Source organism: Streptomyces sp. NPDC007991, assembly GCF_042958445.1.
Lineage (GTDB): Bacteria > Actinomycetota > Actinomycetes > Streptomycetales > Streptomycetaceae > Streptomyces.
The window spans coordinates 324,441-346,291 of sequence record NZ_JBIBJD010000003.1 but is presented as its reverse complement, the minus strand read 5'-3'; the positions used below and the strand labels follow the sequence as shown (position 1 = coordinate 346,291).

Annotated in this window: 18 protein-coding genes; 7 read left to right on the top strand and 11 right to left on the bottom strand. The window is 71.0% G+C overall.

Translation table 11 applies throughout. The features are described 5' to 3' along the window. Positions 1-822: YncE family protein (locus ACFZDA_RS10040; RefSeq protein ID WP_391077702.1), on the bottom strand; the 822-nt coding region annotated here is incomplete at its 3' end. A gap of 853 nt (positions 823-1,675) precedes the next feature. On the opposite strand from ACFZDA_RS10040, the gene ACFZDA_RS10035 reads away from it, so the two are divergent. The 3 genes from ACFZDA_RS10035 to ACFZDA_RS10025 all read left to right on the top strand — a co-directional run bounded on the left by ACFZDA_RS10035 (position 1,676) and on the right by ACFZDA_RS10025 (position 4,175). Then, entirely contained in the window at positions 1,676-2,422 is a 747-nt protein-coding gene (locus ACFZDA_RS10035) for an IPT/TIG domain-containing protein (protein ID WP_391077699.1), read from the top strand. A gap of 153 nt (positions 2,423-2,575) precedes the next feature. Beyond that, the gene (locus tag ACFZDA_RS10030; protein ID WP_391077696.1) at positions 2,576-3,601 is read left to right on the top strand and encodes an IPT/TIG domain-containing protein; all 1,026 of its coding nucleotides are present in this window, start codon (positions 2,576-2,578) and stop codon (positions 3,599-3,601) included. A 181-nt stretch (positions 3,602-3,782) separates the two neighbouring features. After that, positions 3,783-4,175 carry a nitroreductase/quinone reductase family protein gene (locus ACFZDA_RS10025; protein WP_391077693.1) on the top strand — a complete coding sequence of 131 codons (393 nt, stop codon included), beginning with the start codon at positions 3,783-3,785 and terminating at the stop codon, positions 4,173-4,175. A gap of 21 nt (positions 4,176-4,196) precedes the next feature. Here ACFZDA_RS10025 and ACFZDA_RS10020 read toward each other — a convergent pair whose 3' ends face one another. The 4 genes from ACFZDA_RS10020 to ACFZDA_RS10005 form a co-directional block, all read right to left on the bottom strand. Further along, complete coding sequence (locus ACFZDA_RS10020; protein ID WP_391077690.1) at positions 4,197-5,648, bottom strand: aldehyde dehydrogenase family protein; 1,452 nt, start codon at positions 5,646-5,648, stop codon at positions 4,197-4,199. Further along, positions 5,645-7,375 (bottom strand): amidohydrolase family protein, encoded by a 1,731-nt coding sequence (locus tag ACFZDA_RS10015; RefSeq protein ID WP_391077687.1) that lies wholly within the window; start codon positions 7,373-7,375, stop codon positions 5,645-5,647. Before ACFZDA_RS10015 ends, ACFZDA_RS10020 begins: the two co-directional genes overlap by 4 nt. A gap of 91 nt (positions 7,376-7,466) precedes the next feature. Beyond that, positions 7,467-8,585, bottom strand: coding sequence for an LLM class flavin-dependent oxidoreductase (locus ACFZDA_RS10010; protein ID WP_391077684.1), 1,119 nt, complete (start codon positions 8,583-8,585; stop codon positions 7,467-7,469). Between the two features lie 119 nt (positions 8,586-8,704). Beyond that, complete coding sequence (locus ACFZDA_RS10005; protein ID WP_391077681.1) at positions 8,705-9,475, bottom strand: glucose 1-dehydrogenase; 771 nt, start codon at positions 9,473-9,475, stop codon at positions 8,705-8,707. Between the two features lie 166 nt (positions 9,476-9,641). Between ACFZDA_RS10005 and ACFZDA_RS10000 the strand changes: the two genes are divergently transcribed. Continuing rightward, a complete protein-coding gene (locus tag ACFZDA_RS10000) occupies positions 9,642-10,385 on the top strand; it encodes a hypothetical protein (RefSeq protein WP_391077678.1) in 744 nt (247 codons plus the stop codon). Positions 10,386-10,421: 36 nt separating this feature from the next. After that, complete coding sequence (locus ACFZDA_RS09995; protein ID WP_391077675.1) at positions 10,422-11,213, top strand: hypothetical protein; 792 nt, start codon at positions 10,422-10,424, stop codon at positions 11,211-11,213. Positions 11,214-11,234: 21 nt separating this feature from the next. Here ACFZDA_RS09995 and ACFZDA_RS09990 read toward each other — a convergent pair whose 3' ends face one another. From ACFZDA_RS09990 to ACFZDA_RS09970, 5 genes are all read right to left on the bottom strand, one after another. Beyond that, complete coding sequence (locus ACFZDA_RS09990) at positions 11,235-11,873, bottom strand: LuxR C-terminal-related transcriptional regulator (protein ID WP_391077672.1); 639 nt, start codon at positions 11,871-11,873, stop codon at positions 11,235-11,237. Positions 11,874-11,974: 101 nt separating this feature from the next. Further along, positions 11,975-12,892 (bottom strand): TIGR03619 family F420-dependent LLM class oxidoreductase, encoded by a 918-nt coding sequence (locus ACFZDA_RS09985; RefSeq protein ID WP_391078558.1) that lies wholly within the window; start codon positions 12,890-12,892, stop codon positions 11,975-11,977. A 2-nt stretch (positions 12,893-12,894) separates the two neighbouring features. After that, the gene (locus ACFZDA_RS09980) at positions 12,895-14,130 is read right to left on the bottom strand and encodes an amidohydrolase family protein (protein WP_391077668.1); all 1,236 of its coding nucleotides are present in this window, start codon (positions 14,128-14,130) and stop codon (positions 12,895-12,897) included. A 202-nt stretch (positions 14,131-14,332) separates the two neighbouring features. Continuing rightward, positions 14,333-14,518: a hypothetical protein gene (locus tag ACFZDA_RS09975; RefSeq protein WP_355844679.1), complete on the bottom strand. Its 186-nt coding sequence runs from the start codon at positions 14,516-14,518 to the stop codon at positions 14,333-14,335. A gap of 218 nt (positions 14,519-14,736) precedes the next feature. Beyond that, positions 14,737-17,730, bottom strand: a complete 2,994-nt coding sequence (locus ACFZDA_RS09970) for a BTAD domain-containing putative transcriptional regulator (protein ID WP_391077664.1) — start codon at positions 17,728-17,730, stop codon at positions 14,737-14,739. Between the two features lie 328 nt (positions 17,731-18,058). Here ACFZDA_RS09970 and ACFZDA_RS09965 point away from each other — a divergent pair, with 328 nt between their 5' ends. Further along, the gene (locus tag ACFZDA_RS09965) at positions 18,059-18,985 is read left to right on the top strand and encodes an SMP-30/gluconolactonase/LRE family protein (RefSeq protein WP_391077661.1); all 927 of its coding nucleotides are present in this window, start codon (positions 18,059-18,061) and stop codon (positions 18,983-18,985) included. Here the strand turns inward: ACFZDA_RS09965 and ACFZDA_RS09960 are convergent. Continuing rightward, positions 18,948-20,585: a FadD3 family acyl-CoA ligase gene (locus ACFZDA_RS09960; protein WP_391077658.1), complete on the bottom strand. Its 1,638-nt coding sequence runs from the start codon at positions 20,583-20,585 to the stop codon at positions 18,948-18,950. The two genes, ACFZDA_RS09965 and ACFZDA_RS09960, sit on opposite strands and share 38 nt — an antisense overlap. Before the next feature lie 104 nt (positions 20,586-20,689). Here ACFZDA_RS09960 and ACFZDA_RS09955 point away from each other — a divergent pair, with 104 nt between their 5' ends. Further along, positions 20,690-21,850 (top strand): lipid-transfer protein, encoded by a 1,161-nt coding sequence (locus tag ACFZDA_RS09955; protein ID WP_391077655.1) that lies wholly within the window; start codon positions 20,690-20,692, stop codon positions 21,848-21,850. Position 21,851 lies beyond the last annotated feature (1 nt).

Sequence of the window (21,851 nt, the reverse complement as noted above, 5' to 3'; positions counted from 1 at the left end):
CGCCACACCCACCGGGCCTGAGCCGACAGAGACGGTGTCGGTGACGGCGTTGGTGCCGGCGTCGATCACCGACACCGTGCCTGAACCGGAGTTGGCGACGTAGACGCGGGCGCCGTCCGGGGAGACCGCCACACCCACCGGGCCTGAGCCGACAGAGACGGTGTCGGTGACGGCGTTGGTGCCGGCGTCGATCACCGACACCGTGCCTGAACCGGAGTTGGTGACGTAGACGCGGGCGCCGTCCGGGGAGACCGCCACACCCAGCGGTCCTGCGCCGACAGGGACGGTGGCGATGACGGTGTTGGTGCTGGTGCTGATCACCGACACGGTGTTCGCGTCGGCATTGGCGACGTAGACGCGGGCGCCGTCCGGGGAGACCGCCACACCCACCGGGTTGTCGCCGACGGGGATGGTGTTGGTGACGGTGTTGGTGCTGGTGTCGATCACCGACACGGTGTCCGATCCGGCATTGGCGACGTAGGCGGCCGCAGTCCGGCTGGGAGGTGGGGGCGTGGGGGAAGGTTCCGATGGCCCGGTTCTCGCACTCGCCACGCTGTCCGCGTAATTGTTGTTGACGCTGTCCGCGCGATTTTCGTTGACGTTATCCGAGTGATTTTCGTTGACGTTGTCCGAGTGGCTGTTGTTGATGACGTGGACAGATGGTCCCGTCTGGCCGGGAACCGGTGGGGTCGACGACACAGCCATCGATGCCGACAGCCCGGCCGCAATGACTACTCCGAGCAGGGTAATTCCGACCCTGAGCCACCAGATTGCCGTGGCAGGTGTGATTGGTCTCTTCCGCAACGGGGCCTCCATACCCATGCGACACACGCCAAGGCTCGCCAAGGCGGCAGCGCTTCACAGTGATGCCGCGAGCATAGGAATCCCATGTAACTTCGACGCGCTCGTTGGACCTTCTGCGGCGAGTCGCCCAGCACTCATGCCCTGCAAGCGGCGGAATAGTCACACCAGCCGCGTCACCAACCTGACCGAACAGCACACCTACCGCGTCAGCCGGTGCCGCAAGCGGCACCGGCTGACAGGATCCAAATTCTTCACCGGGGCGCCCATCACGGTATGCCGAAAGATCACCTAGGCTTCCCGGAAAAGCTGCAGGTAGTCGACTGCCGCACCCCCCGGCGAGAAGGGCGGCCCACCGGTTGGATCCGCCTCCAATAATCCATTCACGCCTCGGTAACAACAATGGGAACCAGAGCACCTCACACGAACGGCCGAGCGCATAATGTGCGCCCCCGTCATGTGGAGGAATGATCTTTTTCGACTCGCCATCGGGAGCCACGGTTTGCTACAAACGGCGACAACTCTCGGCCAACGGGATTACTCCGTTTGGGTGGTTGGTGGTGGCGGTGTCTTGTCACCCGGTTGGGTGTGTGGGTCACTGAGAGTGTGAACCGGCGGGCTGCCCATCCCCGTGCCGGGGGAACGTTGAGACAGGCAGCCGTTTGCCGGTTTTTCTTCTTGCCCACAGGAGATGCCCGCAGGCTGCAGCGCCCCTAGCCGTGGCCACGGCGGTGCGTCGCGTCCATTCGTCCTCCCTGGCTCCTGGCGGCGTTGACCGCGTGATGGTCTTGTCCCTTGTCACGCTGTCGTCGGTGGCTGGATGGCCTTTTGTGCCGGTTCCTCGCAAGTCCCCACAAGAGCGAGGAGTACAGCAATGCCCATCTCTCCGAATCAGGGTTCCACCGGCGGTGGCACGCTGGTGACCATCACGGGCACGAATCTGTCCAACACCAGCGCGGTGAGTTTCGGCACCAAGCCGGCCACGAACATCACGCAGGTCTCGCCGACCCAGGTCACCGCCGTCTCCCCCTCGGGTACCGGCACGGTCGGGGTCACGGTGACCACCCCGGGCGGGACGAGCAACCCGGTGCCGTTCTTCTACGTCGGCGCCCCGTTCAAGTCGTCCCTGAGCACGTCGTCCGGGCCGCTGGCCGGCGGCAACACCATCACGATCAACGGCACCGGGCTGTCCACGGCCACCAGTGTCGACTTCGGCGGCGTGACCGCCACCCCGACGGTGACCTCCGACAGCTCGCTCAGCGTCGCGGTGCCCGCCGGAGCCGCTGCCGGCCCCGTCTCGGTGAGTGTGACGACCGCGGGCGGCACCAACAACGGCCTGTCCTACACCTACATCGACAACCCCACGATCGGCACGGTCAGCCCGACCTCGGGTCCGACCTCGGGGGGCACGGCGGTGACCATCACCGGAACCAACCTCGACAGCACCGACTCGGTCACCTTCGGTGGCACCCCGGCGCCGTTCTCGGTGATCAACGCCACCACGCTGTCGGCGGTCACCCCGCCCGGCACCGCAGGAGCGGCCGACGTGGTCGTCACCAACCCCGCCGGATCCGACACCGCCGTCGGCGCCTTCACCTACGTCGCCGGACCTGGCATCTGACCCACCCGTCAGCCTCCGCTGCAGGGTGGCGGTGAACCCCGTCCGGGCGGAAGTCCCCCCTCCGCCCGGACGGCCCTCGGCCCCAGCGGCGCCACGATCCTGCCTGCCGTGTGTGATCAATTTCCGCGTTTTCTTCCCTGAAGGAGTCCTGTCATGGCTGCCCCTGTGGTCTCTTCGGTCAGTCCCAACCAGGGGCCCGCCGTCGGCGGCACCACCGTCACCGTGACCGGGACGGGCTTCACCGGCGCAACAGCCGTCCGTTTCGGAACCAAGACCGCGACATCGTTCACCGTCAACAGCAGCACCCAGATCACCGCGGTCAGTCCCTCCGGCACCGGCGCGGTGAACGTGACCGTCACGACCAGCCAGGGCACCAGCACACAACAGGTCCCCTTCACCTACCTCGTGGCCCCTTCCCTGTCGGGCCTGTCTCCCGCTCAAGGACCCGCCGCCGGCGGTACCACCGTCACCGTGACCGGGACGGGCTTCACCGGCGCGACGGCCGTGCGCTTCGACGGGATCGCCGCACCATCGTTCACGGTGGTCTCCGCCACCCAGATCACCGCCGTCACCCCCGCCCACGTCGCCGGCAGCGCCGCAGTCACCGTCACCACCCCCGGCGGCACCAGCAACCCCGACAATCCCGGCGCGTACTTCTACTACGCCGCGCCGCCCTCGCTGACCGCGGTCGCACCTGCCTCCGGAACGACAGCGGGCGGCACCACGGTCACCTTGACCGGCAACGACCTGCTCGCCGCGACGGCCGTGCGCTTCGACGGGATCGCCGCACCATCGTTCACGGTGGTCTCCGCCACCCAGATCACCGCCGTCACCCCCGCCCACGCCGCCGGCAGCGCCGCAGTCACCGTCACCACCCCCGGCGGCACCAGTAACACCCTCAGCTACATCTACCTCTCGGCGCCCACACTGACCTCGCTGGTGCCTGCCCAGGGACCGACGCACACCGGGACCGTCATCACTCTGACCGGCGCCAACCTCACCACGACCACCGGTGTTCAATTCGGTTCGACCCCGGCGTCGTTCACGGTGGTCTCCGCCACCCAGATCACCGCCGTCGCCCCCGCAGGCGCGGCCGGACCGGTCACCGTCACGGCCACCACCCCCGCCGGCACCAGCAACGGCCTGCCCTACACGCGGCGCGACGCCCCGGTCATCTGACCCTGCAAACGCGATGCACCGGCGACTGGCCCCCGGTCGCCGAAAGGATCGGCAGGCAAGCGATCCCGACTGCGACGACAATGCTGGACAGTACGTCCCTTCGGTGCATGGCCACCTCGGTCGCCCCTGCGACAACGGTCGTGGAAACCGTGAGAGCTTCGCGTGAAGGAGAGCCCCGACGATGTCCCGCCTCGCCGACCTGAGGTTCCGTGCCGCAACGTCCTTCCAGCGCCGCGTCAACCCGGTCCTGCGCCGCCTCCCCCTCCAGACCGTCCTCGAGACGACGGGCCGCGTCTCGGGCCTGCCCCGCCGCACGCCGGTGGGCGGCCGCCGCGTCGGCGACTCCTTCTGGCTGGTGTCGGAGTTCGGCGAGCGGTCGCAGTACGTGCGCAACATCAAGGCCGACCCGCGGGTGCGGGTGCGGATCCGGGGGCGGTGGCACACGGGAACCGCGCACCCGCTGCCGGACGACGACCCGGTGGCGCGGCTGCGGCGGCTGCCCAGGGTCAACGGGCTGGGGGTGCGGGCGTTCGGGACGGATCTGCTGACGGTGCGGGTGGATCTCGCCGACTGACGGCTCCCTGCCGCACGGCACTCACCCCGGCCACACGATCGCCTGTACCTCGCTGTACGCGTGCAGGGCGTACGAGCCGACGTCCCGGCCGACGCCGCTCTTCTTGAAGCCGCCGAAGGGGGCTTCCATGTTGCGGCCCACGGTGTTGATGCCGACACCGCCGGCCCGCAGGCGCCGGGCCAGCCGGAAGGCCCTGGCCACGTCGGCCGACCAGACGTAGTCGATGAGGCCGTAGTCGGTGTCGTTGGCCAGGGCCACGCCCTCCTCCTCGTCGTCGAAGGGGATGACGACCACCACCGGGCCGAAGATCTCCTCGCGGGCCACCCGCATGTCGTTGCCGCAGTCGGCGAGGAGGGTCGGGGTGACGTAGAAGCCGGTCGGCAGGCCGGGGCGGTCGCCGCCCGTGACGACCACCGCGCCTTCCTTCCGGCCGAGTTCGACGTACGACTCCACCCGGTCCCGGTGCGCCGCCGAGATCACCGGACCGACCACCGTGTCCGGATCGCGAGGGTCTCCCACCTTCAACCGGCCGGCGTACGCGGCCAGTTGGTCGACCAGACGGTCGTAGATGCCCCGCTGCGCCAGCACCCGGGTCGGGGCCGTGCAGATCTGGCCGCTGTAGAAGGAGAAGGTGGTGCCGATGCCGGCGACGGCCGAGCCGAGGTCGGCGTCGTCGAGGACGAGCGCCGCGCCCTTGCCGCCCAGCTCCATCAACTGCCGCTTCATGCCGCGCCCGCACACCTCGGCGATGCGCTGCCCGACCGCCGTGGAGCCGGTGAAACTGACCATGTCGACGTCCGGCGATTCCACGGCCGCCTCGCCGACCTCGGTACGCGCCCCGCTGACGACGTTCACCACCCCCGGCGGCACGCCCGCCGCCTCCAGGGCCTGAGCCATGCGGTAGACCGACAGCGGATCCTGGGGCGCCGGCTTCACCACGACCGTGTTGCCCATCGCCAGGGCGGGGGCGATCTTGCCGGCCGGGTTGGCCCAGGGGTTGTTGTACGAGGTGACGCACGAGACGACCCCGACGGGCTGGCGGACGGCGAGGGCGCCCATGACGCCCGCCCGCCCCATCGGCCCCGCCTCGTTGATCTGCGGCGGGATCGGCCACTCGGCGGGCTCCACGCGCGCGTAACGCCGGAAGCGGGCGGCGGCGACCCCGACCTGCATGGCGCGGGCGGTACCGGTGGTCGCGCCGGTCTCCGCCCGGGCCAGCTCGGCGTACGGCACGAGACGGTCCCGGATGATGTCCGCCGCGCGGGCGAGGACCGCGGCCCGCTCCTCGGCAGGCGTGGCCGACCACGGGCCGAAGGCCTCGCGGGCCGCGGCGCAGGCCGTGAGCACCTGGTCCCGCGAGGCCTGTGGCGCCCACCCGACGGTCTGCTCGGTCGCCGGGTCGATCACCTCGTAGTGCCCGCCGTCCGGTTCCACCCAGGAGCCGCCGACGAACAGCGCCTGCCGCTGCGTCACCTCGTGCTCACCGTCTCCGTGTCCCGGCCGGAGCGCAGCACCCGCCCCGGCACGGCACCCGTCACCACGTCGTCCCGGATCGCCTCGACCCCGTTGACCCACACGGCCCGCACGCCCAGCGCCCGGGAGTCCAGCCGCGGGCTGTCACCGGGCAGGTCGTGCACCAGGGTGGCCGGGCCCGCGTCGATCCGCTCCGGGTCGAACAGGACGAGGTCGGCGTGCCAGCCCTCCCGCACCCGGCCCCGCTGCCGCAGGCCGAAGAGCCGGGCCGGGTCGTCGGTCAGCATCTTCACGGCCTGCTCCAGACCCACCAGCTTCCGGCCGCGCAGACAGTCCCCGAGGAACCGGGTCGTGTACGGCGCCCCGCACATCCGGTCCAGATGCGCGCCCGCGTCGGACCCGCCGAGCAGCACGTCCTCGTGCCGCCAGGTCTCGGCCCGCAGCGCCCAGGACGCCGGGTCGTTGTCGGGCGGCATCGGCCACAGCACCGTGCGCAGCGCGTCGTTGGCGCAGATCTCCACCAGGCACGCGAAGGGCTCCTGGCCGCGCTCCTCGGCGATGTCCTCGACCACACGCCCGGTCAGCCCGGCGTTCGCCTCGCTGTAGGTGTCGCCGATGACGTACCGCCCGAAGTTCGCCAGCCGCCGGAAGACGCCCGCCTCCTTGGACCGGGCGCGCCGCAGCATCTCGTCCCGCACGTCCGCGTCGCGCAGCTTCTCGATCCGCTCGGGCACGGGCAGCCCCAGGATCGGTCCCCACCCCGGGATGAGGTTCAGCGCGCAGAACGTCCCCAGCGACATGTTCATCGGCGTGAGGATGGGCATGGTCAGCGCCACGACCCGGCCGCCCGCCTTGCGGGCCTGCTCGCTCGCCAGGAGCTGCCGGGGCACCCGCTCGGGCACGGCCGCGTCGATGGTCAGCACGTTCCAGTTCAACGGCCGCCCCGCCGCCGCGCTCATCTCCACGAACAGGTCGATCTCCGCGTCGCTGAACTGGTCCAGGCAGCCCGCGACGATCGCCTCGATCTGCGTGCCCTCGTGCTCCCCGACGGCCCGCGACAGCGCCAGCAGCTCGGCCGGCCCGGCGTGCCGGGAGGCGACCGGTTTCCCGTCGCCGTCGGAGTGACTGGTCGACTGGGTGGTGGACAACCCCCAGGCCCCGGCGTCCATGGCGTCCCGCAACAGCGCGACCATCGCCGCCAGCTGCTCCCCGGTCGGCTGCCCGCCGATGGCCTGCGGCCCCATCACGTACCGCCGCAGCGCACAGTGCCCCACCATGAACCCGGCGTTGACGGCGATCCGCCCCTCCAGGGCGTCGAGATACTCCCCGAAACCGTGCCAGCTCCAGGGCGCGCCCTCCTCCAGCGCCACCAGCGACATGCCCTCGACCTTGGACATCATCCGCCGTGTGTAGTCGGCGTCCTCGGGGCGGTCAGGGTGCAGCGGGGCGAGGGTGAACCCACAGTTGCCGCCCGCGACGGTGGTGACCCCGTGGTTGAGGGAGGGCGTGGCGTAGGGATCCCAGAAGAGCTGGGCGTCGTAGTGGGTGTGGGGGTCGACGAAGCCGGGGGTGAGGACGAGTCCGTGCGCGTCCTCACTGGTGCGCGCTTCCTCGGTGACCCGACCGATGACTGCGACCCGACCGCCGCGGATGCCGACGTCGGCGGTGCGTGCCGGGGCGCCCGTCCCGTCCACGACGGTCACACCCTTGATGACGTGATCAAGCACGACCACTCAACTCCTTGGAGTTCATCGTCCTTAAGGGGCGCGGGGAACTGCGCGAAGAACCACAACGCACGCCGCACCCGCCCGCGAACGCTCAGGCCCCTTGACGGAACCGCGAAGTCCGATGCACGGGATCCGTATCGATCTTGGGAATCACGTACTCCCCGACCAGCCGGATCGTCTGCAGCGTCTCCTCCTTCGGCACCCCCACCGGCAACCCGAAACTCAACTGGTCCGCCCCCGCCTGCTCCCACCGCTTGCACTGCGTGAGCACCTCGTCCGGATCCCCGCAGATCAGCAGCTCCTCCTCGATGAGGACCTCCACCAGCTCCTCGGTGTACTCCGGCAGCGTCTCCGGCCACACCGGAAACCCCTCGGGCCGCGGGAACGTGTCGTGGTACCGGAACACCAGCGACGGCAGATAGTGCAACTGCCCGTTCGCCGCGATCCGCACCGCCTCCGCGTGGGTCGGCGCGCAGATCGCCGTGGTCGTCACCATCACGTTGTCGTTGACGAAGTCACCCACCGGCTCGGCGTCCACGATCGCCGTCTTGTACTGCTCCAGCACCCACTCCATGTCGGAGACCTTCTGCACGCTGAAGCCGAGCACCCCGAGCCCCTTCTTCGCGGCCATGGCGTACGACGGCGGCGACCCGGCCGCGTACCACATCGCCGGGTGCGAGCCGCCGTACGGCTTCGGCAGGACCTTCCTCGGCGGCAGGGACCAGTGTGTGCCCTGGAAGCCGGCGTACTCGTCCTGGAGCCACATCTTGGGGAACTCGGCGATGGTCTCTTCCCAGATCTCCTTGGTGTGGTTCATGTCGGTCACCCCCGGCATGAATCCCAGGATCTCGTGCGAGCCGGCGCCCCGTCCGCTGCCGAACTCGAAGCGGCCCTCGCTGAGATGGTCGAGCATCGCGACCTTCTCGGCGACCTTGACGGGGTGGTTGACGGGGGCCAGCGGGTTGAAGATGCCCGAGCCCAGGTGGATCCGCTTTGTGGCGTGTGCCAGGTACCCGAGGAAGACGTCGTTGGCGGACAGGTGCGAGTACTCGTCCAGGAAGTGGTGTTCGGAGGCCCAGGCGTACTTGAAGCCCGACTTGTCGGCCTGGATGACGTACTCGGTCTCCTCCATCAGCGCCTTGTGTTCGGCCATCGGGTCGGTCTCGGCCCGTTTGCCCACGTATCCCTGTACGAAGACCCCGAATTCCAAGGAGATTCACCGCCCTACGGTCAGTTCTGACGGTCCGTCAGATACATGGCTCCGACTGTTCCACCGCTCCCGGGGAGCGTCAATAGCTGACGACTCGTCAGAGCGACGGGGGGGCCGGGTCAGAGGACACTCACGCCCGCCAGCCACCCCCCGTCGATCACGAACGGCTGCCCGGTGATGTAGGAGGAGTCCTCGCACGACAGGAACAGGGCGAGCCGCGCCACCTCCTCCGGCCGCCCGACCCGCCCCAGCGGCACGAGCTTGCGGTACAGCCGGTCGAGCCCCCGGGCCGTCTCCTCCGCGTCGGCGGCCGGGTCCAGCCGGGCCGGGTTGGACATCGCGGTGTCGACGGCGCCCGGGCAGACGGCGTTGACGCGTATCCCCCGCCCGGCCAGCTCCAGCGCGGCGACCCGGGTCAGCCCGACCACGGCGTGCTTGCTCGCCGCGTACGCGCCCACCGCCGCCATCCCGGTCAGGCCTGTGTACGAGGCGGTGTTGACGATCGTGCCCCCGTCGGCCATCTGGGGCGCGACGGCCCTGATGCCGAGGAAGCAGCCCACCTGGTTGACCTGGACGACCCGCATGAACTCGTCGAGGGGTGTGTCGAGGAGGGAGTTGAAACGGAGGATGCCGGCGTTGTTGACGAGCCCGTCGACCGGGCCGTACGCGTCCTGGGCGGCGGTGACGGCCGATTCCCAGTCGTCCTCCCGGCCGACGTCGAGATGGACGTACCGGGCGCCGATCTCCTTCGCGAGGGCCTCGCCCTGGTCGTCGAGGACGTCCGCGACGACCACCCGGGCGCCCTCCGCCGCGAACAGCCGGGCCTCCTGCTCGCCCTGGCCGCGCGCCGCTCCGGTGATGATGACGACCCGTCCGTCGAGCTTGCCCATGGCAGCCCCCTTCGCGCGGTGGACACGGTGACTCGGCATCGTACCGGCATACCTGACGGAGCGTCAGATGCAAGACCTGGCCGTTGCTGAGGCGAATCTCACGTAACCCACAAGTAGGGATGTTTGACCCTGTCGGGGTCGGTCGGGATCTTCCAGGATCTGGTCCATGGCCAAGAGGAGACTGAAGAACAGGAAGATCCGGGTCGTCGCGATCGGAGCGGCTCTCGTGACCGGCGGCGCCGTGGCCGCGGTACTGCTGCCCTCGGCGAACGCCGCCGACGAGAAGACCCCCGAGCAGATCATGACGATGTGCCAGCGGGCCAAGGTGCTCAACGGAAAGCAGCAGTCCATCTCCGATTTCGGCGGCCACCCCATCGCCGGCCCGAGTTTCGCGTCCGACAACTGCGATTTCGTCGAGACGAAGTTCGAGACCTTCGACGGACCGACCGAAAAGGCCTCCATCGACTTCCCGAACTGCGAACCCAACGCCACCGAACCGGCGAAGGTGTCGGTCACCTGGCAGGCGACGACCGGACAGGGCCAGGGCAAGTACACCGTCACCCAGCAGGGCGCCGCCGGAGGGCTCTTCGGGGCGCTGAGCGGATCCTGGGTCAAGCACAAGGGCACCCTCGACATGACCCTCACGTCGGCGACCGCCGGTGACACGGAACAGCGGGAGGTCCCGGTCGGCAAGGTGCTCCACATGGAGTTTACGCCGAAGATGCAGCGTATGACGGGCGAATGGCGGGTGCGGATCGACGCCCGTGAGGCGACGACCGTCACCAACGCCACTCCGGAACAGAACTTCGTCGCACCGGAGGTCGTCGAGGGCCCGGTCGTGCTGCCGGGCGCGGCCGGCGCTCCGGGTGTCGTGGACGGCACCTCCAAGGCCGTCCTGACCGACTGCTGACCGACCGCCGGCCTTCCTTCCCCCAGAGGAGAACCCATGACACGCACCAGCCGCTCGAGAAGCCACCGGAGCAAGAAGAAGCGCATCACCCTCGCCCTGGCCCCGGTCGCGGCCGTCGCGGTGGCCGTGCCGCTGATGAACCCGGCGGGTGCCGCCACCCCTTCCGAAGTGACCGCCGACTGCGCGGCGGACTCCGACAAGCTGGAGAACTGCGAGTTCGTCGACGTCCAGTTCAAGCGGGACAGCCTCGGCCCCAACGAGCGCGTCTCCGCGGTGACCGACAACTGCGGATCGACGGCCGCCGCCTCGAAGACCTTCAGCGTGAGCACGACCGTCACCAGGATCATTCAGCTGGAGGACGGATTCACCGCGGGCGCCGACACGAAACTCGGCAATTCCTTCTTCGAGATCGGCTCGAAGTTCAGCACGTCCGAGATCAACATCACGCGTGACGACAAGGCGACCACCTTGCAGTTCAGCAGGACGGACAATGTGCAGCCCGACAGCATCGGGTTCTTCATGTGGTCCGCGAAGCGCACCGACGTGAGCGGCTTCCTCAAGGCCACCTACAAGGAGGCGCAGGACGGCAGCAAGGTCTTCTTCGCCCCGAGCGAGGGCGCCGCGAGCGTGCACGTCTTCTATCCGCAGATCCTCAAGAACGGCACCCCGGACGGGCGGCTGTGGCTGCGCAACGTGAAGTGCGGAACGCCCGAGGCGCAGGGCCTGAAGAATTCCACGCGCGCCCTGCGCTCCGAACCGGGATTCGGCGAGGCCGGCGCGAACGTCACCGACGTCGAGATCCCGCTGTCGGAGGTTCCGGCGCCGTAGACAGCAGAGCCTGAGAGGTTCTCAGATGCGAAGCACGGGCGCGGCTCCCAGCCACCTCAGGACCGCGTCCGTGCTGCCGCGGGCGTCCAGTTTGGCGTAGATGTTGCTGAGGTTGTTGCGGACGGTCTTCTCGCTCAGCCGTAGCCGCAGCCCGATCTCCTGCGCGCCCAGACCGGTCGACAGCAGCTCCATGATCTGCCGCTCGCGCGGGGAGAGCTGCCCGCGCAGCCGCTCCAGCGCCGTGTCCTCGGTGGACGCCCGCCGGGCTTCCTCGCGCAGGGCCGCGCAGGCAGCCGGGGAGAGGTAGGTGTGCCCGATGGTGGCCCCGACGACGGCCGAGGAGAGCATGCAGGTGCAGTAGTCGCCCTCGACCAGGTACCCGGCGCCGCCCCGGAACACCTCCACGATCGTCTCGGCGTCCCGGTCCGGACCGATCACGATCACCGGCACACCGTCGGTCCGTAACTCCCGCAGCCCGTCGACCGGTTCGGCGCAGCGCAGCACGACCACGTCGACGCCGTCCGGGACGCGGAAGGGCGGGGGCGGGCGCAGGCACACCGTCCGCTCGACGTACCGGTCGTCCGGGGCCGGCCAGTCGGGATGCGGCCAGGGGCCCTCCGGGCAGGCGAGGGCGACGGAGAGTTTCCGGGAAGTGCGCACGTCATTGTGTCCTTCCGCCGAAGCCGTACGTGTCCGTACGTGTCCGTACGTCCGTGCATACGGAGATCGGCGTGGACATGTTCAAGCTTTCAAGGAACGCTTTACGGCAGCAGCGGTGCGACCTCCTCCCCGAACTGCTCTATCTGCGCGACGAGTTCGGCCCGACTCCGGCTGCGGAAGCGCACCTGGAGCTGGTCCGCCCCCATCGCGCGATAGGCCCGCAGCGACTCGGCGACCGCCCCGGCGGGCCCGCTGACCGTCCGCCGCCCGACGTCCCAGCCCGGTGTCCCGACGTACAGGGGCTCGGCGATGGCGCCGACGGTGAACGGCCCCTCGATCCCGGCCTCTTCCCTGAGCCGCCGTATCCGCGCGATCCGGTCCGGCAGCACGTCCCTCGGGTCTCCCTGGGGCAGCCAGCCGTCGCCCTTGAGCGCGGCCCGGCGCAGGGCGGCGGGCGAGGACCCGCCGACCCAGAGAGGGACCCGGTCCTGCGCGGGGCGGGGCCGCTGCCCGAGACCCTCGAAGTCGTACAGCTTGCCGTGGTGTTCGGGGAACTCCTCCGGCCCGAGGGCGGCGCGCAGGGCGTCGATGGTCTCGTCCAGGACGGCGCCGCGCCGCTCGAAGTCGGCCCCGAGCGCCTCGAACTCCTCCCGGACGTGCCCGGCCCCGACCCCGAGGATCAGCCGGCCGCCCGAGAGGTGGTCGAGGGTGGCGTACTGCTTGGCCGTCAGCAGCGGATGCCGCAGCCCCACCACGGCGACGTGACTGAGCAGCCGGGTCCGCTCGGTGGCCGCCGCGAGGAAGGCGAGGGTGGCGACCGGGTCGTACCAGACCGTGCTCATCGCGGACGCGAGGTGGCGCGGGATGGCGACGTGGTCGCAGCTCGCCAGGTAGGAGAAACCGGCGCGGTCGGCGGCGCGGGCCACGGCGAGCAGGTCCTCGGGTCCGGCGGCGGCCTCCCAGGGCTCGGCGTAGATCGTGCTCTGGGACTGGACCGGGAGCTGGATCCCGAACGACAGGGTCACCGCGGCCCGTCCCAGAGGCCGTCGTCGGTCAGGCCGAGCAGCTCGATCGCGTTCCCCCGCACGATCCGCTCCACGGCCTGCGGCTCCAGGTGCCCCATCTGTGCCTCGCCGACCTCGCGGGACTTGGGCCAGGTGCTGTCGGAGTGCGGGTAGTCGGTCTCGTAGAGGACGTTGCCCAGGCCGATCGCGTCCAGGTTGCGCAGCCCGAAGGCGTCGTCGAAGAAGCAGCCGTAGACATGCTCGGCGAACAGCTCTGACGGCGGCCGGTGCACCTTGTCGGCGACGCCGCCCCAGCCGCGGTTCTCCTCCCACACCACGTCGGCGCGCTCCAGGATGTAGGGGATCCAGCCGATCTGCCCCTCGGCGTACATCACTTTCAGATTCGGGAACTGCTCGAACTTGCCGCTCATCAGCCAGTCGACCATCGAGAAGCAGCAGTTGGCGAAGGTGATGGTGGAGCCGACGGCGGGCGGGGCGTCGGCGGAGGTGGAGGGCATCCGGCTGCTGCTGCCGATGTGCATGGCGACGACCGTGCCGGTCTCGTCGCACGCGGCGAGGAAGGGGTCCCAGGCGTCGGTGTGGACGGAGGGCAGCCCGAGGTACGGCGGTATCTCGGAGAAGGCGACGGCGCGGACCCCGCGGGCGGCGTTGCGCCGGACCTCCTCGGCGGCCAGCTCGGGGTCCCAGAGGGGGATCAGGGTGAGCGGGATGAGCCGCCCGTGCGCCTCGGGCCCGCACCACTCCTCCACCATCCAGTCGTTGTAGGCGCGGACGCAGAGCAGACCCAGTTCGTGGTCCTTGGCCTCGGTGAAGGTCTGGCCGCAAAAACGCGGGAACGTCGGGAAGCAGAGGGCGGACTGGACGTGGTTGACGTCCATGTCGGCGAGCCGGGCCGGGACGTCGTAGGAACCGGGCCGCATCTGCTCGTAGGTGATGACCTCCAGGCGTATCTCGTCCCTGTCGTACCCGACGGCGGTGTCGAGGCGGGTCAGCGGCCGGCGGAGGTCCTCGTAGACCCACCAGTCACCGACGGGCCCGTCGTCGCCGGGCGCGCCCATGACGGGCTTGAAGCGCCCGCCGAGGAACGTCATCTCCTTCACGGGCGCACGGACGATCCGGGGACCGGCCCCCCGGTACTTACCCGGGAGCCGGTCCTGCCAGACGTTCGCGGGCTCCACGGTGTGGTCGTCCACGGAGATGATCAGCGGAAACGTGCTCGCGTGGCTGTCCATGGGACTCACGGTAGCGCCGATCTGACGGATCGTCAGCTATGCCCGGAGCGCACGGGTGATCGATCGCAGGAGTACGGCACGGCATGGCGGCCTGTGGACACCTCTCGGGTCACCCGGAGGCACCCGGGTCATCTGCGGGCACACTTCGGCCGCGACGGCTCCCCCTCCGCGCCGCCGCGGCCGAACCCCGTGTTGAGATGGCTTACTTCGTCGGCTTGAAGGGCTCCGACGTGGCGTGCAGGTCCTTGGTCTCCAGCGGCTCGTCGGTGGCGTGCAGGTCCTGCGTCGTCACGGTTCCCTCTTCCGTGGCGTGCAGGTCCTCCGTCGAGGCCTCGCCGTCCGTGCCGCCCGTGGCATGCAGGTCCTGCGGCTTGAGCTCGTCGCCCATGATCGTCAACTCCCCTTGGCATGGATCAAGCAGTGAGGTCGGCGGGCCTGCCCGGTCACTCCCCCGAGGGTGACCGGGCAGGCCCGCCCGGGCCGCTCACCCGGTTGCGCGGTGGCAGGCCCTGCGCAGTGACCCGTCTGCCCCCCGACGCGACGGATCGACTGCCTCAAGCATGGCGGGGAGCGATAAACGAATGATGAACGCGTGCGCGCCGGGCCTCAGGCAGCCCGCACCGGCGACAGCAGCGCGCGCACCTCGGCGGCCTCGGGCGACCCCAGCTCCTCGTAGATCGCCGCCGCCTCCTGCCAGCAGACCTGGGCCCGGCCGGTCTGCCCTATACCGCTGAGCGCGCGGCCGAGGACGGTGAGGACGTTGCCCCGCCGCCACTCCCCGCCGATGCCGCGCAGCACCGTCAGGGCCATCTCGGCGTTGGCGGCGGCCTGTGCGGGGCGCAGGGCGGCGAGATCCACCTCGGCCAGCCGGAACAGGCTCATGCCCTCCCACAGGCGTTGCCTGCTGTCCCGGAACACCTCCAGCGCCTCCTGGAGCCGGCCGGCCGCGTCGCCCAGCTCACCGCTCTGCGTGAGGGCGAGGCCGAGGGCGTAGCGGGCGTTGGCCCCGCGCATGGAGTTGCCCATGGCGTCGTAGATGTCGATGCCCTCCTGGGCGAGTTCGACCGCGCTCTGGGTCCGCCCGGTCGCGAGGTGAATCCGGGAGAGGTTGCACAGCGCGGCGGCCTCGCCGGGACGGTCGCCCAGGGCCCGGAAGTGCTCGATGGCCCGGGAGAGGTGTTCCTCACCGTCCTCGTGCCGGTTCTGGTAGAGCGCGATGATGCCGCGGGCGTTACTGGCCCAGCAGACGGGCAGCAGATCGCCGGCCTGCTGCGCGAGGACGATGGCCCGTTCCGCCTCCTGGTCCGCCCGCTCGAAGCGGCCGCCGACGTGGTGGACGTTGACGAGCGTCATCAGCGCCCGGGCCTCCGCCCGCGCGAGGCCGAACTGCCGCGCCGCCTCCAGGAGCGCCCCGGCCGTCGCCTCGTACTCCCGGGAGTTGGCTCCCGACTCGGAGAGGTCGTGCCCGGCCCACAGCAGGTCGATCGCCCGGGGGAGGGTGTCCGGCAGCGCCGCGGACTGGCGTACGCAGGCGAGGAGGCAGATGGCCTCGGCGTACAGCCAGTCCTGCGCCGCGTGCCGGCTGTCGAACCGCAGCCCCGGGTACGAGGCCGGCTCCAGGTGGTCCACCAGCCCGTCGCCGGGCCGCTCGATCGCGTACACCCCGGCCGCGGACGCCAGGTAGAAGTCCAGCAGCCGCGACAGCGCCGCCCCCCGCTCGCTCGGCGGGAGTTCGTCCCTTTCCGCACAGGCACGCGCGTAGAGCCGGACCAGGTCGTGGAAGCGGTAGCGGCCGGGGGCCGCCGATTCGAGGAGGGAGGTGTCGACGAGGGCCTCCAGGAGGTCCTCCGTGTCCTCCACCGGAAGGTCGAGGACCGCCGCCGCGGCCGGCAGGGAGATGTCCGGGCCGTCGGCGAGGCCGAGCAGGCGGAAGGCGCGGGCCTGGGCGGGCTCCAGCTGGCCGTAGCCCAGCTCGAAGGTGGCCTTCACCGCCAGGTCGCCGGCCTGGAGTTCGTCCAGGCGGCGGCGTTCGTCGGCGAGCTTCGCCGCGAGGACCGACACCGTCCAGGTCCGGCGGGCCGCCAGGCGGGAGGCGGCGATGCGGATCGCCAGCGGCAGGAAGCCGCAGGCCGCGACCACGTCCAGGGCGGCCTTCCGCTCGGACGCCACCCGCTCCTCGCCCACGATCTTCGTGAACAGGGCCAGGGCCTCCTCCGGTGACATCACGTCCAGGTCGATCAGGTGGGCGCCCGCCAGGTCCACCATTCGCACCCGGGAGGTGACCAGCGCGGCGCAGCCGTCCGTGCCGGGCAGCAGCGGACGCACCTGGGCGGCGTCGCGGGCGTTGTCCAGCAGGACCAGGACGCGGCGGCCGTCCAGCACCGAGCGGTACAGCGCCGCGCGCTCCTGAAGGGAGTCGGGGATCGCCGTGTCGGCCGTGCCGAGCGCGCGCAGGAAGGAGCCCAGGACGGTCTCCGGATCCGCCGCCCGGGCGCCCGCGCCCTGGAGGTCGACGTACAACTGCCCGTCCGGGAACGCCCCGCGCGCCTGGTGGGCCACGTGCACGGCGAGGGTCGTCTTTCCCACGCCGCCGATGCCGGCCAGGGCGGAGACCGCCATGACCCGGTTCTCGGCCGAGGCCAGGATGTCGCCGAGTTCGCGCACGAAGGCGGAGCGGCCGGTGAAGTCCGGCACCGTCGCGGGCAGCTGCGCCGGACGGACCAGGACGGCGGCCGGCTCGGGGGCCGGGGAGGAGGGCTCCGCGAGTCCCGGGTCCGCCTGCAGGATGCGCTGCTGGAGTTCGCTCAGGCCGGGGCTGGGGTCCACGCCCAGTTCGTCGGCGAGCAGGCGCCGCGTGTCGGCGTAGACCGCGAGGGCCTCGGCCTGGCGGCCGCTGCGGTACAGCGCCAGCATCAGCAGTTCGCGCAGCCGTTCGCGCAGCGGATGGGCCGCGGTGAGGGCGGTGAGCTCCGAGACGGCCTCCGCGTGGCAGCCCTGCTCCAGGTCCATGTCCAGCCGGGATTCGGTGAGCTGGAGCCGCCACTCCTCCAGGCGGACGCGCTGTGCCTGCGCGTACGGGCCGGGTACGCCCGCCAGGGTCTCCCCGTCCCACAGGGCGAGGGCCCGCCGCAGCACCTCCCGGGCGTGGCAGAGGTCGCCGGCCGACCGGGCCTTCTCCGCCTCGGTGGCCAGGTCCTGGGCGACGGTCAGGTCCAGGGCGCCGTCGCCCAGGCCCCGTACCGCGTAGCCGCCCGATTCACTGACCAGGACACCGGGGTCCAGCACCTTGCGCAGCCGGGAGGCGTAGGTGCGCAGCGCCGCCAGGGCCTGCGAGGGCGGTTCCTCGCCCCACAGGGCGTCGATCAGCTCGGCGGCCGTGGCCGTACGGCCCTCGCGCAGCAGCAGGGCGGCGAGCAGGGCGCGCTGCTGGGGGGAACCGGTGGCGAGCGGCTCCTCGCCCCGCCAGGCGCGCACCGGTCCGAGCACGCCGAACCGCAGCGCGGTCGGCCCCGTCGCCTCAGCCGGCTCCGGCGGCTTCGCCGGGGAGTCGGAACGCCGCTGCTCCGGTACGCGCGGTACACCGTCCGGTACACCGTCCATGCAGTCCCCCTAGACATCCTGAGCAACCAGGCCAGTTTGCCTTGTGCACGGCGGATACGTCAGCCGTGGGAGACACCGATCACAGGCCGGGACACGGGAGTCCACAAGGTCCGCACACTCTCTCCGTTCCCGGGGGACGTCGCTCCGTTCCGGCATCCGGAGGGGATTGGAGCGGCTGGGCCACGGGGCAGGCGGCTTTCCCGGGTATCAGGGGCCCGCAAGGCGCCCATACGCTCCAGTTTCCCGTGTTGGCGGGGGTGCGGGGTGGCGGTGGGGGGATAGTGGTCCGGCAGGGCAGGAGTCGAGGCGAAGGTGGAGGTGGCGGGGGATGCCGGGTGAGCAGCCGCAGACGTACGAGACGCTCGACGAGCGGTTCCGGACCGGGCGGTGTCAGGCGGGGGACTCCCGGCTGGAGACGCTGTTCGACGGGTGCCGCTGGGCCGAGGGGCCGGTGTACGTGCCGGCGGGGCGGTATCTGCTGTGGAGCGACATCCCGAACGACCGGCTGCTGCGCTGGGACGAGACCACCGGGTCCGTCGGGGTCTTCCGCTCGCCCGCCGGGTACCCGAACGGCAACACCCTGGACGGCCAGGGGCGGCTCATCACCTGCGAGCAGGGCAACCGGCGGGTGACGCGGACCGAGCACGACGGGTCGGTCACGGTGATCGCCGAGCGGTTCCGGGGGAAGCGGCTCAACAGTCCGAACGACGCCGTGGTGCGGTCCGACGGGTCGGTGTGGTTCTCCGACCCCGAGTTCGGGATCGCGACCGACTACGAGGGGCACCGCGGGGAGAGCGAGATCGGGGCGCGGAACGTCTACCGCGTGGACCCGCGCAGCGGCGAAGTGCGGGTGGCCGCCGAGGGCTTCCAGGGCCCGAACGGGCTGGTGTTCTCCCCCGACGAGCGCAGGCTGTACGTGTCGGACAGCCTGGCCAATCACATCCGCGTCTTCGACGTCCGGCCGAACGGCACCCTGAGCGGCGGCGATGTCTTCGCCGAGTGCCGCGACGGCAACTTCGACAACATCCGGTTCGACGACGAGGGGCGCCTGTGGGCCGCCGCCCTGCACGGGGGTGTGCACTGCTACGACCCCGACGGCACGCTCCTCGGCCGTGTCCTGGTGCCCGGCACGGTGGCCAACATCCGGTTCGGCGGCGCCCGCCGCAACCGGCTGTTCATCGCCGCCGACACCACCCTGTACTCCCTCGTCATGTCCGTCACCGGGACCCCGGCGCTGCCGTCGTCCGGCCGCTGAGGAGGCCGTCCCGCAGCGCCCCCTTCACGACCTTGCCGCTCGCGTTGCGGGGCAGTTCGGCCACGAACTCCACCGTCCTGGGGACCTTGTAGTTCGCCATCTCCCTGCGGGACCAGGCGATCAGGTCGTCCGCCGTCAGCAGCGCGCCCGGCCGCCGTACGACGTAGGCCCTGCCGACCTCGCCCAGCCGGGCGTCGGGGACGCCGATCACGGCGACGTCCGCCACGTCCGGGTGGAGGCCCAGGAGTTGCTCTATCTCGGCGGGGTAGGCGTTGAAGCCGCCGACGATGAACATGTCCTTGAGGCGGTCGGTGATGCGCAGGTTGCCCGCGGCGTCCAGGACGCCCACGTCGCCCGTGCGCAGCCAGCCGTCCTCCGACAGCACCTCGGCGGTGGCCGCCGCGTCCTCGTAGTAGCCGGTCATGACGTTGAAGCCGCGGACCATGACCTCGCCCGGCGTGCCGGGCCCCAGGGGTTCGCCCCGCCCGTCCGCGACCCGGATCTCGGTGCCGGGGATCGCGCGGCCCGACGTCGACGCGATCACGGTCGGGTCGTCGCCGCGCCGGCACATCGTGACGATGCCGGAGGCCTCGGAGAGGCCGTAGGCGGTCAGGACCGTGCCGACGCCGAGTTCTCCGCGCAGCCGCTCGACGAGTCTGAGCGGCACCACCGCCGCTCCCGTCACCACGAGGCGCAGGTCCGACAGGTCGTGCGCGTCCCGTGCCGGGTGGTCGAGGAGGGACTGGAGGAGGGTCGGGGGGCCGGGGAGGACGGAGACGCGTTCGGCGGCGATGTTGGCGAGGACCGTGTTCACGTTGAACACCGGCTGGGGGATCATCGTCGCGCCCCGCATCAGGCAGGCGAGCACCCCGGCCTTGTAGCCGAAGGTGTGGAAGAACGGATTGACGATGAGGTAGCGGTCGCCCCGGGCCAGGCCCGCCAGGTCGCTCCAGATGCCGTACGCCCGCAGCGTCTGGGCGTGGGTGATGACCGCGCCCTTCGGGCGGCCGGTCGTGCCCGAGGTGAAGACGATGTCCGAGGGCCGGGAGCCGTCGACCGCCTCCGCCCTCGCCCGCACCTGTGCCGCGCCGGCCGTCTCTCCGCTCGCCAGGAAGTCCTTCCAGGTGCGGAAGCCGGCCGGGGCGTCCTCCGAGAGGACCACCACGTGCTCCAGGTCCGGCAGGCCGGGCAGCGGTCCGGTGCCCGGGCCCTGGCCCGCCGCCCGGCGCAGCGACGCCACGTACGACGTGCCGAGGAACGTGCCCGTCACGAACAGCAGCCGCGCCCCACTGCGGCGCAGCACGTCCGCCGCCTCCGCGCCCTTGAAGCGGGTGTTCAGCGGCACGAGCACCGCGCCCGCCGAGACCGCGCCGAGGGCGCTGACGATCCAGTCGAGCGTGTTCGGCGCCCAGATGCCGATCCGGTCACCCGGTCCGATGCCGTGCGCCAGGCAGGCCGCCGCCGCGCGCTCCACGCGGGCGCCCAGCTCCGCATAGGTGATCCGGGTGCGGCCCTCGACGACCGCCTCGACGTGCGCGTACCGCTCGGCCGCCGTGCGCACCAGGCCCGGGATGCTTCCCCACTCCGTATCCGCTCGCACCGCAAGCCTCCCCAGCAGTAGCCGGCACAGGAGCTGACTGACCGTCAGATTAGCTGTAATCTGACGACCTGTCAGCGAACCGTCGGCCTGGAGGTGCGTGCGGCATGGCAGCAGGATCGGACGGCCTCAAGGACGCCACCGCCATCGTCGGCATAGGCCAGACGCCCTTCGCCAAGCGGCTCCCCGAGGACGAGCGCACCCTCGCCTGCCGTGCCGTCCTGGCCGCCCTCGACGACGCCGGGATCGCACCCGGCGAGGTCGACGCCCTCGCCTCCTACACCATGGAGGAGACGGACGAGGTGGAGCTGGCGAAGGCCTGCGGCTTCGGTGACCTCACCTTCTTCAGCAAGGTCGGCTACGGAGGCGGCGGTTCGTGTGCCACCGTCGCCCATCTCGCCGCCGCCGTCGCCACCGGGCAGGCGAGCGTCGGCGTCGCCTGGCGGTCGCGCAAGCGGGGCAGCGGACCCCGGCCCTGGACGAACACCGCCGTCCAACTGCCCACCCCGGCCCAGTGGACCCGCCCGTTCGGGCTGCTCAGACCGGTCGACGAGATCGCGATGCTGGCCCGCCGCTACATGCACGAGTACGGCGCCGGCCGGGACCACCTGTTCAACGTCGCCCTGGCCTGCCGCAACCGGGCCAACCAGAACCCCGCCGCGATCATGTACGACCGGCCCCTCACGCGCGAGATGTACATGACGTCCCGGTGGATCAGCGAACCCCTGTGTCTCTTCGACAACTGCCTGGAGACGGACGGGGCCCTGGCCTGTGTCGTCGTCTCCGCCGAGCGCGCCCGGGACTGCCGCCGCACCCCCGTCTACGTCCACTCCGCCGCCCAGTCGCTCCCCGCCCAGCACCACGGCATGGTCAACTACTGGAACGACGACCCCCTCACGGGCCCGGCCTGGGCCGCAGCCCGGCAGCTGTGGAAGCACTCCGACCTGACGCCGCAGGACGTGGACGTCGCGCAGATCTACGACGCCTTCACGCCCCTGGTCCTGCTGTCCCTGGAGGGGTACGGCTTCTGCGGGCGGGGCGAGGGCGGGGCGTTCACCGAGGGCGGGGCGCTGGAGACCGGCGGGCTGCTGCCCGTGAACACCGGCGGGGGCGGCCTGTCCGAGGCCTATGTGCACGGCTTCAACCTGATCAACGAAGGGGTGAAGCAGTTGCGCGGGACCAGTACCGCACAGGTGCCGGGCGCGTCGGCCTGTCTGGTCACCGCGGGTGAAGGCGTGCCCACCTCCGCCCTCCTGCTGAGGAGTTGAC

Excerpts from the sequence above, each read along its gene's own strand:
- ACFZDA_RS10035 (WP_391077699.1), top strand. The coding sequence starts at position 1,676 with ATGCCCATCTCTCCGAATCAGGGTTCCACCGGCGGTGGCACGCTGGTG.
- ACFZDA_RS10030 (WP_391077696.1), top strand. The coding sequence starts at position 2,576 with ATGGCTGCCCCTGTGGTCTCTTCGGTCAGTCCCAACCAGGGGCCCGCC.
- ACFZDA_RS10025 (WP_391077693.1), top strand. The coding sequence starts at position 3,783 with ATGTCCCGCCTCGCCGACCTGAGGTTCCGTGCCGCAACGTCCTTCCAG.
- ACFZDA_RS10005 (WP_391077681.1), bottom strand. The coding sequence starts at position 9,475 with ATGGGCAAGCTCGACGGACGGGTCGTCATCATCACCGGAGCGGCGCGC.
- ACFZDA_RS10000 (WP_391077678.1), top strand. The coding sequence starts at position 9,642 with ATGGCCAAGAGGAGACTGAAGAACAGGAAGATCCGGGTCGTCGCGATC.
- ACFZDA_RS09995 (WP_391077675.1), top strand. The coding sequence starts at position 10,422 with ATGACACGCACCAGCCGCTCGAGAAGCCACCGGAGCAAGAAGAAGCGC.
- ACFZDA_RS09980 (WP_391077668.1), bottom strand. The coding sequence starts at position 14,130 with ATGGACAGCCACGCGAGCACGTTTCCGCTGATCATCTCCGTGGACGAC.
- ACFZDA_RS09975 (WP_355844679.1), bottom strand. The coding sequence starts at position 14,518 with ATGGGCGACGAGCTCAAGCCGCAGGACCTGCATGCCACGGGCGGCACG.
- ACFZDA_RS09970 (WP_391077664.1), bottom strand. The coding sequence starts at position 17,730 with ATGGACGGTGTACCGGACGGTGTACCGCGCGTACCGGAGCAGCGGCGT.
- ACFZDA_RS09965 (WP_391077661.1), top strand. The coding sequence starts at position 18,059 with ATGCCGGGTGAGCAGCCGCAGACGTACGAGACGCTCGACGAGCGGTTC.
- ACFZDA_RS09955 (WP_391077655.1), top strand. The coding sequence starts at position 20,690 with ATGGCAGCAGGATCGGACGGCCTCAAGGACGCCACCGCCATCGTCGGC.